Below are 12165 nucleotides of genomic sequence, written 5' to 3'. Positions count from 1 at the left end.
AAAGCTTCAAGACGCTGAAGAAACAGTTTGGCGATGACACTGAAGCCGTTCGGATCATTGATCGCGAGATCAATCTGGCAGAAGACTGGATCAATGACAACGACCGTGAACGTCCAGATAGGGCGCCCCGATCGCTTGGCGCAGCCGAGACCGTCGATAAGCCACATGGCACCCGGAGTATCTTCGATGATGTTGATACCTGAGGAGCGGGCCCTCGCCTCAGCAAATGCCGCCCGTCGACCGGGAGCGGCTACTAAACAACTTTTCCGAAAACTGGACATTTCTCCGTCGTGCACGAACATCCCAGATATTGTTCAAAGCTAGCGGGTGACGTCGATCGAGGCGGAAGTGCGCCGTGGGCTCATCGCGAAAGACCTCGGTGCCTCGCCCCTTGGCGCGAGATTTCGCTCCGCTCCTTCCATGAGCTCTCAACTACTCGGTTCGACCGGAAGACCCATCCGTTCTCGAAGCTTACGCGTTTGCTCTACGATAACCGTGTGCTCGTCCGTAACCTTGGGCGTCTTATGCAGCTCAATCCACCAGATATTGAGCTGGTCTTCCGGCACGTCGAACCGGCGCAACCAACCTTCCGTGGCGACTACTGTGCTCAAAAGCGGCGCGGTGCTGTCGAGCGTCCCGTCCTGGAGCGTGTCAAGCGTATCCGCCACGATCGGGCGCAATGCTTGATTCAGCAGGACGTACGCCGCCGGTGGTGCGACAGGCTTTCCCGGGCCGTTAGAGATTCCGGATTCAGGCGCAGCGCCCGCTTGGATAAGCAAACCTCCGTTTTTGAGCGGCTCGCGAATGAACCAGTCCGGAGGGAGCACGAGCGATGACGCTCCGCCGACCTCGCGGACCAGATCTGCATCAAGCGCGTTCAGCCAATCTACGGTCTTGATCTTGGTGAACAGTTTGCGGACGTTTGAACGCATCGGGTCGCCGACATCGATGCCCGGGCCGAACCGACGCGCGTAGAAATACTCGCTCGCTTCGTTGGGCCGGCGATCCATCGGGGGTACATTCACAGCGAACCCCGCGTGTCCGTGAACGGTCGGCAGCGCTTCAGCGAAAGCGTTGAACATCGCCTGGAAAACGGCGGGGCGGTGCAGGAGGAATGCTCTCGGCACGGAAAAGGCGAGTCCGTCGAGCCCGCGCTTGCGTTCAGCCTTCCAGTCGCTAAGGGCGAACACCGTGAAATCGTAGAAGCCCGTGGCCAGCTTGTGCTCGGCGCTCGTCATCGCAACGGCGAGCGTCTGGTTGGCAGGGACCGTACGCGCAAGGCGTTCGAACCCCGGGGCCTGGTCGTATGCGGCCGGATCTTCCCCTTCGGCGTAGAACCAGCGCAAGGGACCAGTCTTCGAGGGCGTTTGGCCGGCCGCTTCTTGCAGGGCGCGGTGGTAGTCGGTGATGGCAGCGCTGTACTGTTCGAAGCAACGCACGAGCGCTTGCCTGACTTCGGGGGTGAACCCATTGCGGAAGTACAGCACTCCTCGGACGACCAGTGCTGCGCCGGTGACGCCCTTGCGGTGTGCGGGTTCGTAGAGCCCAAAAGGCATGGTATCCGCGCGGCGCGGATCTTTGGCCCAGGCTTCGATCTCATCGTTCGTCATCGTATCAACTTACCAAGCAGGGGCTGGGGTGGGCGGCATCGGCGGGAGTGGAGGTCCCCCAGGAGCGGTGCTCCCACCACCGTACAGTTCGTCCAGATCGGATTGCGGCGCGGGTTGCCTAGAGGGCGCCGTTTTCTTCTGTCCATCATCGTCACCGCACCCACATTCGGTGGCGCCAAGGTGCGCAAACTTCGCTGGACTTCCCGCGATTTCGACGTAGTCGTCCTCCTGATCGGGCCGATACCTATCCCCTGGAAACTTCATCTCCACAACCGTCTTGATGTTCGATTGTACGGGCGGTCCCGACGGATCGTTCACGATCACTACGTCGGGACGGCGGACGTCCCCGGACTGGTACTTCTTGCCTTTGCTGGGCCAGACATCCCGAATCCACTGACGGACGCTCGAGTGAGGCTCCAGCGGATCGTCGTAATCCATGATCGGCGCCGGCGGCTCTTCGGTCATGTCATACGGCTGCTCGGGGCGGTACTCGGTTGGGACACCAGTTCCATCTTTGGATACTTCATTTGCAAAGTTCAGGCGCTGCTCGACGCAGCGCTGACGCTGTATTCTCCCGGCCTGCGTCGCGACACCAATGGACCTGCATTTGCAGAAGACGCGGCACAGAACCTCCCGGTCCTTCGGAGACAGCCTGGCGGCGCCTACGCTGACCTTGGTTGTTTGACCGTCGCCCGGGCTCATTCCCCCGGACGACGATCCCGGGGCGTATCCGCTCATGCGTCGCTTCCAGGCTGATGGAACAAGAGCGATGAAGCCTCGTGCCCTTCGAGCCAGTCGGTGAATCCGTTCGCGTCCGTTTTACCTTGGAGTACTCGGCCGTCGGCCGACGTGACCGTGTAGGGGTGTCCAGCGATCGGTTTCCGCGTGACATCATCGAGCACCTGAAATCGCCCGCGATGGGACGTGTCCGTGCTCGCTTGCGATAGCACGCTCTTACCACCGCCGATAGACGCGCCCGGACCGCTGGTCGGCTCGGCCGTCGTGTTGTTTTGCGAGGCGATGAGCGTCGCGCCGCATGCGGTCGTATCGCCTTCCGAGGCAACCGGCCGACCATCGAACGTCACACCGAGGTTCTTGACCCCGACGATCGGATAGACCCCACGACACTTGGGACACGATACTTTGTCGCCCAAGAGCGCGATTGCGACATCGTCCGACTTGTTCTCCGGCGAACATGCAAGCACACGACCGCCATGCGAGGTCGTGTCGCCCTCGCGAATGAACGCAAAACTCATATTGCAATGCCCTCTCTTTTTTTAGTCGCAGGAATGTAGCACGGCGGGTTTTCCCCGAGCCACCCTGTCATTGTTGGCAGTTGTCGTGAGCCACATTCTTTGCCGCGACGCTCCATGAAATTCCGGAGACGGCAATACCGGGGACTCGAACCGCAGACACGCGACTCGTGAGAGGAACCGCGGGTTCGACGGATGGCCTAGCAACAATGTGTCACCTACGCTGCTCTCGCTACTCCGAAGGAGCAGTGGCCACCAACCTCTGGCGCATCCAGTCGTTAATATCGTCGAGCGTCTTTTGCTCGACACCAAGAAAGCCGTGCGGCGAATGACCGCCACAGTTGGCGCGCATGTCCCCGCCGCCCTCGCTCGAATCCTCCGCGACGAACGCGACTTTGTTGCGCGACGCGAGACCCTTGCCGCCATCGAAGGTCGATACGGGGCAGACGTCATGCTCGTTCGAGACGATCAGCGTACGCGACTCGTAGCCCTTCGGTACATCCAAGTCTGCTATTCCCGGATGCCGCATGCCGCCCGACTCGGGCGACGTCAGCACGTACAGGTCAGCTAGACCGGGGGCGTGCTCGAGCACGTTGCCCACGGTGACGGTCCCGCGGCTCGTCGAGACCAGCGCAATCCTCGAAGTCGGGAAGCGCTTGCGGACCTGCTCGATAACAGCCTGTTGGTCGGCCAGCGCATCCTTGCCGCGCCGGTAGTAATCGTTCATCCCCGCGCGTTCGCGGTCAGAGGGCGCATCGACCAACACAGTCGCGTAGCCATGTTCGACCCAATACCGTGCCGTGCGAATGACGAAGTTGCCGTGCATCTCGGTTGCGCCCGTTTCGTCGAGTTGGAGCGTACCGTCCCCACCGCTATATAGGATGACGACGAGCGGCGGGGCCGGTGTTGGCGACTCGATGAAAAGGCTTTGCGTCACGCCCGCTCGCGAGGCAAAGCTGACGAGGTCCCCATGGTCGAGCGGAGCCGCATAGGCATGTGCGGCGACGAGCAAGGCGGTCACTGCATAACAAAAACGCTTCATGTTTGATTCCCCGTGGCGCAGTCGCATCATCGCGCTCCGCCTCAATTGGATTGATTCGTATCACACGTGGGCTATCCACGCGGTAGTACCGTACTGTCGGGACAGCCTTCTCGGCGCCTGCAGCAACCAGTCGTTGCGTCAGCGTGCATATCGTGCCGTCGAGGCTGGCTCACGGCATCGTTTATACCCTACGATCAGTGCCGCGTCAGACGTCTTGCGATGAAATGCGGGTAGTCCAACGTCGTTTATCTTCGCCCCGCCACTAACACGGTCATGTGACGGTATTTCTGACGGCATACTAGCCGTCGTCCAACGCCTCTCCCGTGTAGGACAAGCCTCGCCGGCCAGATTCACCATAATTGCGCGGCTACGCGCGCGGTGGCGCGTGTGCGGTAGTGCGTTGACGCCGCATTTGCGGCGAGATACGCTCTGCGCGCCCCTTTCACGCGCCGGACACAATGACGTCGATCCTCTCGCCGCGTCTCGACCATCGTCTCGTCACCGAGCGCATCGTGCTCGAGCCGGCCAGCGTCGCTTTTTCTCATCAACTGCTCGAGTACCAAATCGATAATCGAGCGCATCTTCAGCCGTGGGAGCCGCTGCGCCGAAGCGACTTCTTCACGCTCGATACGATGGCGGCCCGCGCCCGCACCATGGCGAACGGCATGGCTGCCGGCGAAGCATTGCATTGGTTGATGCTGGAGGGGGATACCGTCATCGGCGAATGCAACTTCACGAACATCGTCAGAGGGCCGTTTCTGGCCTGCCATCTCGGCTATTCGATCGATCATCGGCGCGAAGGCCGCGGCCTGATGCGCGAAGCGCTGACGGCGACCATCGATTACGTGTTCGAACGCGTCGGGCTGCACCGGATCATGGCCAGCTATCGGCCAGAGAACACACGCAGCGAGCGGCTATTGAGCGCGCTCGGGTTCGAGCGCGAGGGATACGCGCGGGCCTACTTGAAAATCAACGGTGCGTGGGCCGATCACGTCCTGACGGCGCTGATCAATCCGGCCGTCTGAGTGCCACCGGTTTTGCAAAAATCGGCTCGAGGGGCTTGAATCCGTCGTGCCAAGGGGACTATTCTGTTCCGTTGGTTTTCGAGGGAGCGAGCATGGACCGCATTCAAGCAATGGAAGTCTTCACGCGTGTCGTGGACGCAAACAGCTTCACGCGCGCGGCCGAAACGCTCGGCATGCCGCGTGCATCCGTCACGACGATCATTCAAAGCCTCGAGGCGTTTCTCGGCGTGCGGCTCATGAACAGAACGACGCGCCGGCTGTCGCTGACGCCGGACGGCGCCGCCTACTACGAACATTGCATCAAGATCATCGCCGAGATTTCCGAGGCCGACGCGAGCTTTCAAGCCGGCAAACGCAAGCCGAGCGGCCTGCTGCGCGTTCACATGCCGAGTTCGCTCGGGCGGCGCATCGTGATCCCCGCGCTTTCGACGTTTCATCAACGCTACCCCGACGTGACGCTCGATCTCGGGTTGTCGGATCGCCTCATCGATCCGGTCGAGGAAGGCGTCGATTGCTTGATTCGCGTCGGGCCGCTCGAGGATTCGTCGATGGTGGCGCGCCGCATCGGCATGCTCAAGCGCGTCACGTGCGCGTCGCCCGGGTATCTGGCCAAATTCGGCGAGCCGAAGACCATCGAGGAACTCGCCGGGCACTACGCCGTCAATTTCCGTGCCGCGCATGGCGGCCGTCCCATCCCTTGGGTGTTCATCGTCGATGGGGAACCCGTCGAGGCCAAGATGAACAGCCTCATCACCGTCAACGATGCCGATGGGTACGTCACCTGCGCCGTCGAAGGGTTCGGCATGATCCAGCCGACGTTGTTCATGGCGCTGCCGCATCTGCTCGACGGCTCGCTGAAAGAAGTGTTGCCGGGGTCGAATCCGAAGCCCAAACCGATCTCGATCGTCTATCCGCATAATCGGCATCTGTCCGCGAAGGTGCGGGCATTCGCCGAGTGGATCGCCGAATTGTTCGACTCGATGCCGGCGTTGGAGGACGTGTCGCGCACGGCCGAGCAGGCGGCGGACACGCAAAAGCGGCCGCGGCGCGATGCGGTGACGGCGTGAGGCATAGCGCGCCATTCGGTTGCTAGCTCAGCGTAAGCTTTCGTGCTCTTTCGTACCCGATCGGGATCGAATAAAGGAAATGGGGCGAAGCGCCATCAGTTCGTTTCCGATCGGAAACCAACTTGCATGCAAGCCCGTACGGGTCCGAAGTCCGCTTCCGAGCGGGAACGAATGGCTGACAGGTATCACCACGAATCGGCCACGAAGATGCGACCATTATGATCACATGAGGACTGAGATACCGAATATAAATGAACGACACGCCGGCCGAACGCGCCGAAACCCGCCACCCCGACGCCAAGCTGCGCGCGTACAAGCGGATGAAACTGTTCGCCACCGCGCTGCTTGCGGCCATGGCCGGCGTCTACGCCATCTCGCGCATCCTCGAGCCACGCTTTCCCGCCCTCGGCTTCGCGCGCGCCACGGCCGAGGCTGCCATGGTGGGCGCGATCGCCGACTGGTTCGCCGTCACCGCCCTATTCCGGCATCCGTTGCGCTTGCCGCTGCCGCACACGGCGATCATTGCTCGCAACAAAGACCGCATCGGCGAAAATCTCGCCACCTTCGTCGAAACGAATTTCCTCGCCCCCGAGCTCATCGCCGGCAAGCTCGAACGAATCGACTTCACGACTCAGTTCGCGCATTGGCTGGCCGCCCCCGAACGCGGCCGGCAAATCGCCCAATGGACGCTCGACTTCCTCCCGAGCCTGCTTGCCGCAATCGACGATGAAGACGTCCGGCGCTTCATCCACGACAACGTTGCACAGCGTGTGCGCGACGTCGATACGCCGCTCATCGTCGGCACCATTGCCGATACGCTGCTCGAGGACGATCGCCATCAAGCCGTCGTCACGGAATTGCTCGAGCAACTGACCCACCTATTCGAGGAGCACAAGCCGCTCGTTCGCCAACGCGTGCGCGAAAGCACGGCCTGGATTTGGAAGAAGCTGTCGATCGACGAAAGAGTCTCCGACAATCTCATCGCCGTAGTCGACGACACGCTCAAAGAACTCGCCGAAAACCCCGAGCACGCGTGGCGCCGCGGCTTCGACGAGGCGATCCGCCAATTCTTGGTCGAGTTGCGGACGTCACCCGAGTACCTCGCCAAGTGGGAGGCTCTCAAGGATCGCTTCATCGAGCATCCAGCCCTCAGGGAATATCTGGCATCGATCTGGCGCGATATCAAAGCCAGCATCGAGCGCGATGCGGCAGCGCCTCATTCCTATATTCGGGCGCGAATCGAGGAAGCGATTGCGGGGATCGCCAAGGGACTGCTCGTCGATGATGCGATGCGCGAGCGGCTCAATGCGTGGCTCAGGGAAACGATGCTCGCGGCCATCGCCGCACAACGCCACGCGATCGCACGCCTCATCTCCGAGACGGTCCACCATTGGGACGCGGATACCGTCACGCAAAAAATCGAACTCGAAGTCGGACGCGATCTTCAATTCGTCCGCATCAACGGCACCGTCATCGGCGGCATCGTCGGGCTCGTGCTCCACACGCTCGACGTCCTCGTGTTCTGAGTTTCCCGGCCATCGGCAACGCGGGTGCCGGAATGACCCGCACCGGTAAATGAAACCTCGCAGCGCAGCGCAACGACGGCAAAAACTCGTTGCGAGCGCAAGCTTCGTGCCTGCGCTCGTGCGTTGGAATTTCTTTCGATTTTTTTCGAGCGCGCTCCGAGGCCGATGCGGGTTTAGGCATCGGTACGCTCGAGTTTTTTTCCTTGCCGCATAAATGCGCCGCAGCTACGCTTCATCGCGCAGAACGCACAATCCACAACGACACGACACAGTTCCATTCCCTCATCCACCGGCACGTCACCGTGCGGCGAGACCACTCGGTCCGACTGCGAAGCAGCGGAACCGCGAGCGACGACACCAGCAGAAACGATCACCTGCGCAAGCACGTAGGCCTTCGATGCCTCCGGCTGCGCGGCCGGCTTTCGGCAGTGCGCGTTTGCGTCCATTCGATTGAACCATCGACTATCAAAACAGGGGCGATATGTTGCATAAGATCAGTTCAGGCTTTCTAGCGATCGGTGTAGCTCTGGTGCTGGCAGGCTGCGGAGGCGGTGGCGGCGGCTCATCCGGCACGGGTCCGGGTGCAGGCAGCAGCGCCGGCAACTCGATGCCCACGCTCGCAGCCGCCAGCTCGGTCACCGACGGCGCCACGCTCGGCACGGCGAACTGGCCGTCGGGCTCGACCTCGTCGGGCGGAACGGGACAAGCCGTGAACGGGCTGAACTGCACCGTGCCCGGCAATACCTACGCTTACACGCATTTATCGATCTACGAGAACGGCCAGTTGCTCGCGCTGCCGTCGGGCATCGGCAGCGTCCAACCGACGCTGGCCGCACCGCGAGGTTGCGTGTATCCGCTCAACACCGTCGACGGGACGGGCAAGATCCACATGGACGTGACGAGCGGCACGGCGTACACGCTCGGCGAGTTCTTCTCCGTCTGGGGCGAGCCGCTCAGTTCGACGAACGTGGCGGGGATCCAAGCCGCGACCGTCACCGCCTACGTCAACAACGGCGGCACGTTGACCCGATACACGGGCGATCTGACCAACCTCGTGCTGCCCCCGCAAGGCGAAGTGACGCTCGTGATCGGCACCCCGCTCACTCAGATTCCCACCTACACGTGGGCCGACCCGCCTCCGTTCGATCCCAACCCGATCACGCTCGTCTATGGCGGAACGGTGGGCACCACGCCCTATTGGCCCGACGGCGACACGGCCACGGGTGGTTCGGGCGCCGACGTCGACGGCATCACCTGCTCGCCCGGGATGGCGGTCAACTATCACGTTCACGCGCATTTGGCGATCGTCTACAACGGGCAATGGCTCACCTTGCCGCAACATATCGGCCTGCCTGCATCGTGCGACTACGAAATGCACACGCACGATCACACGGGCATCATCCATATCGAAGCGCCCACCGTGAAGAACTACACGCTCGGCAATTTCTTCGATATCTGGGGCGAGCCGCTGACGAACACGAACGTTGCCGGTATTACGGGCGACGTCGTCGCCTATATCAACGACAACGGCGAATCGCGCCGCTACATGGGCGATTTGCGCGCGATCGAGTTGACGTCCCATCGCGACGTCACGCTACAGATCGGCACGCCGCCCGTCAGCACGCTGGCGACGTACTCGTGGTACGAGCCGCAGTAGCCCCGCAAGCGGACACGTCGCGTAGCGTAACGCGACGTAACGTAGCGCTGCGCTGCGTGCGGCGGGCACGCCCGCTCGGTGCTTGATATGAAGGTAAGATAGAGCGTTCAGAGCTTAAGAAGCGGATTGCGGCCGATCGACATGAGCGACATCGCAGCAGGCGTCTTTCGGTCGCTTCGTTACTTCAACTACCGAGTCTGGGCAGCCGGTGCGATCGTCTCCAACATCGGCACCTGGATGCAGCGCACGGCGCAAGACTGGCTCGTGCTCACGGGGCTCACGCATCACAGCGCCTCCGCCGTCGCCATCGTGATGTCGCTGCAGTTCGGCCCGCAGCTTCTGCTGTTGCCCGTCAGCGGATACGCCGCCGATCATCTCGATCGGCGCAAGCTGTTGATGTTTACACAAGCCGCACAGGGTGCGCTCGCATTCGGCCTTGGCGTGCTCACGATCGCAGGCGTGGTGCAACTGTGGCACGTCTATTTGTTCGCGTTCCTGTTCGGATGCGCCACCGCCCTCGATGCACCCGTGCGCCAGACGTTCGTATCGGAGCTCGTCGGCGATGCGGAGTTGCCCAACGCCGTCGCGCTCAATTCGACGTCGTTCAACCTCGCACGGATGGTCGGCCCCGCGGTAGCCGGGTTCGTCATTGCGTCGGTCGATACGGGCTGGGCCTTCGTGTTGAACGGATTGTCGTTCGCGGCCGTGCTGGCCTCGCTGTGGTTCATGCGCACGCACGAGTTGCGCACCGGGGTGCGGGCGTCGCGCACGCGCGGCGGGCTTCTGGCCGGCTTTCGCTATGTGTGGGCGCGCCCCGATTTGAAAGCCACGGTGATCATGCTGTTTCTGATCGGCACGTTTGGTCTGAACTTTCCGATCTTCATTTCGACGATGGCCGTCAGCGTCTTTCACGTGGACGCCAGCCGCTACGGTGCGCTTTCGTCGATGATGGCGCTCGGCACCGTCACGGGCGCGCTCTCCAGCGCTCGCGCGAACCATCCGCGTTTTCGTTCGATGCTCGTCGCGTCGATCGTCTTCGGAGCCGGCTGCACCGTCGCCGCGTTGGCACCCGGCTATTGGACGTTCGGCGCCTCGCTCGTCGTCATCGGCATGGCCTCGCTGATGTTTCTCACGACAACCAACAGCCTGATGCAGTTATCGACCGAGCCGGCGATGCGAGGACGCGTGATGGCGATCCGCCTTGCCGTCGCACTCGGGGGCACACCGCTCGGGGCACCGATCGTCGGCTGGGTCGCCGATCGTTGCGGTCCGCGTTGGGCCATCGTCGTCGGTGCGGCATCCGGCTTCGCGGCGGCCTTCGTCGCGGCGCGCGCGTTGGCCGCGGAACGCCGGCTTCGAGCGGCGGGCACAACCGACGACTGACCGGCACCGATCGCGCCCAGCAAAAACCTCGCCTCGGTTGCGCGCACAACGACAATTCGATTAAATGAACGTCTGCTCGCTTTTTAAAAGCGCAATCACACGTCAACATGACCCAACAAATAGAAACCGACATACGGCGCGACTCGCCTCGAACGATGGCACCTGGGCAGGGCAGCAACACTTCATCGAAGCATGGCGGCCCGGCCGGGGGACACCCGCTCGGCCCCCTGCCCTACGTCGTGGCGGCAACGTTCTTCATGGAGTATCTCGACACGACGATCATCGCGACGGCCCTGCCGCAGATGGCGCATGCGTTCGCAACCAGTCCGAACGCATTGAGTCTCGGCATGAGCGCCTACATGATCGCCCTTGCGATCTTCATTCCGGCGAGCGGCTGGGTGGCCGATCGATTCGGCTCGCGCAGCGTCTTCTTCTCGGCGATCGTCACGTTCACGATTGCGTCCGTCCTGTGCGGCCTTTCGCAAAACGTCGTCCAATTCACGGGCGCGCGCGTGCTGCAAGGCATGGGCGGTGCGCTGATGGTGCCCGTCGGGCGGCTGATCGTCGTGCGCAGCACCGACAAGCGGCGCCTCATGCAAGCGATCTCCACGATCACCTGGCCCGGCATCGTCGCGCCCGTGATCGGACCGCCGCTCGGCGGGTTCATTACGACCTACGCGTCTTGGCGCTGGATCTTTCTATTGAACGTACCGGTTTGTCTTGCCGTGCTGTGCGCCGTCGCGGCATGGGTGCCGAACCTGCGCGGCGACGAGCGCAGGCCGCTCGATCTCGGCGGCCTGGCATTGAGCGGCCTCGCGCTCACAGCCATTCTTTACGGCGCCGACTTAGCGAGCCAACCCGGTACGAATCCGCTCGTCGGGCTCTCGTGCGTCGTGCTCGGCGTGCTCGTGGGCGTCGGCGCGGTTCGGCATGCGCGGCGGCATGCGCATCCGCTCATCGATCTCTCGACGCTGAGGATTCCCACGTTTTCGGTGACGGTGATGACGGGGTCGATCACGCGGATCGGCATCGGCGCCGTGCCTTACCTCATGCCGCTGCTGTTTCAGATCGGCTTCGGCCTGTCGGCGTTCCAATCGGGTTTGCTGCTGCTCGCGAGTGCGCTCGGCAATCTCGGGATGAAGGCGCTCACGACGTCGATCTTGCAGCGCTACGGCTTCAAGCACGTCGCGATCATCGATTGCATGGTCTGCGGCGCATTCACGATCGCATGCGGGCTGTTGACGCCGACAGCGCCGCTCGCATGGACGCTGTTCGTCGTGCTCGTCTACGGCATCACGCGTTCGATGCAGTTTTCGACGATGGCGACGCTCGCCTATGCCGACGTGCCGTCGCCCCAGATGAGCGCCGCCAATACGCTCTGGAACGCGACGGCGCAAATGGCCACGGGGCTCGGCATCGCGTTTGGGGCGCTCGCGCTGCGGGCTGCGTCCGCCTTGAACGGCGAAGGTGCGCAGCACGCGTTCACGCTTTCGGATTTTCGGCTAGCGTTTTTGAGCGCCGGGTTGCTCACGCTCGTTTCGATCTGGGGATACGTTCGGTTGGCCGATAATGCGGGAGACAATTTGCGGACGCGTCATTGAG

12 protein-coding genes are annotated in these 12165 nt (G+C 62.4%); 7 read left to right on the top strand and 5 right to left on the bottom strand.

Annotation, left to right across the window (positions count from 1 at the left end; translation table 11 throughout):
* Positions 1-203 (top strand): hypothetical protein (locus ACTHNZ_RS04230; RefSeq protein ID WP_440541247.1); only part of this gene is annotated, 203 nt, incomplete at its 5' end.
* A gap of 225 nt (positions 204-428) precedes the next feature.
* Here the strand turns inward: ACTHNZ_RS04230 and ACTHNZ_RS04225 are convergent.
* From ACTHNZ_RS04225 to ACTHNZ_RS04210, 4 genes are all read right to left on the bottom strand, one after another.
* Positions 429-1610: a DUF3396 domain-containing protein gene (locus ACTHNZ_RS04225; protein WP_440541246.1), complete on the bottom strand. Its 1182-nt coding sequence runs from the start codon at positions 1608-1610 to the stop codon at positions 429-431.
* 9 nt (positions 1611-1619) lie between these two features.
* On the bottom strand, positions 1620-2348 hold the full coding sequence (locus ACTHNZ_RS04220) for a VRR-NUC domain-containing protein (RefSeq protein ID WP_440541245.1): 729 nt from the start codon (positions 2346-2348) through the stop codon (positions 1620-1622).
* A complete protein-coding gene (locus ACTHNZ_RS04215) occupies positions 2345-2866 on the bottom strand; it encodes a PAAR domain-containing protein (protein WP_440541244.1) in 522 nt (173 codons plus the stop codon). Before ACTHNZ_RS04215 ends, ACTHNZ_RS04220 begins: the two co-directional genes overlap by 4 nt.
* A 229-nt stretch (positions 2867-3095) precedes the next feature.
* Entirely contained in the window at positions 3096-3905 is an 810-nt protein-coding gene (locus ACTHNZ_RS04210) for an alpha/beta hydrolase family protein (RefSeq protein ID WP_440541243.1), read from the bottom strand.
* 458 nt (positions 3906-4363) lie between these two features.
* Here ACTHNZ_RS04210 and ACTHNZ_RS04205 point away from each other — a divergent pair, with 458 nt between their 5' ends.
* The 3 genes from ACTHNZ_RS04205 to ACTHNZ_RS04195 all read left to right on the top strand — a co-directional run bounded on the left by ACTHNZ_RS04205 (position 4364) and on the right by ACTHNZ_RS04195 (position 7523).
* The gene (locus tag ACTHNZ_RS04205) at positions 4364-4930 is read left to right on the top strand and encodes a GNAT family N-acetyltransferase (protein WP_440541242.1); all 567 of its coding nucleotides are present in this window, start codon (positions 4364-4366) and stop codon (positions 4928-4930) included.
* Between the two features lie 92 nt (positions 4931-5022).
* Positions 5023-5997, top strand: a complete 975-nt coding sequence (locus ACTHNZ_RS04200; RefSeq protein WP_440541241.1) for a LysR family transcriptional regulator — start codon at positions 5023-5025, stop codon at positions 5995-5997.
* Between the two features lie 251 nt (positions 5998-6248).
* Positions 6249-7523 (top strand): DUF445 domain-containing protein, encoded by a 1275-nt coding sequence (locus ACTHNZ_RS04195; protein WP_440541240.1) that lies wholly within the window; start codon positions 6249-6251, stop codon positions 7521-7523.
* Between the two features lie 173 nt (positions 7524-7696).
* On the opposite strand, the gene ACTHNZ_RS04190 is transcribed toward ACTHNZ_RS04195, so the two are convergent.
* Positions 7697-7969: a hypothetical protein gene (locus tag ACTHNZ_RS04190; RefSeq protein WP_440541239.1), complete on the bottom strand. Its 273-nt coding sequence runs from the start codon at positions 7967-7969 to the stop codon at positions 7697-7699.
* Between the two features lie 35 nt (positions 7970-8004).
* Between ACTHNZ_RS04190 and ACTHNZ_RS04185 the strand changes: the two genes are divergently transcribed.
* From ACTHNZ_RS04185 to ACTHNZ_RS04175, 3 genes are all read left to right on the top strand, one after another.
* Entirely contained in the window at positions 8005-9180 is a 1176-nt protein-coding gene (locus tag ACTHNZ_RS04185) for a hypothetical protein (protein WP_440541238.1), read from the top strand.
* A gap of 141 nt (positions 9181-9321) precedes the next feature.
* Positions 9322-10563 carry an MFS transporter gene (locus ACTHNZ_RS04180; protein ID WP_440541237.1) on the top strand — a complete coding sequence of 414 codons (1242 nt, stop codon included), beginning with the start codon at positions 9322-9324 and terminating at the stop codon, positions 10561-10563.
* A gap of 107 nt (positions 10564-10670) precedes the next feature.
* Positions 10671-12164: an MFS transporter gene (locus ACTHNZ_RS04175; RefSeq protein WP_440541236.1), complete on the top strand. Its 1494-nt coding sequence runs from the start codon at positions 10671-10673 to the stop codon at positions 12162-12164.
* Position 12165: the final 1 nt, after the last annotated feature.

It is taken from the genome of Trinickia sp., from assembly GCF_051953955.1.
Classification (GTDB): Bacteria; Pseudomonadota; Gammaproteobacteria; order Burkholderiales; family Burkholderiaceae; genus Trinickia.
This window is presented reverse-complemented; position numbering and strand designations above follow the sequence as displayed.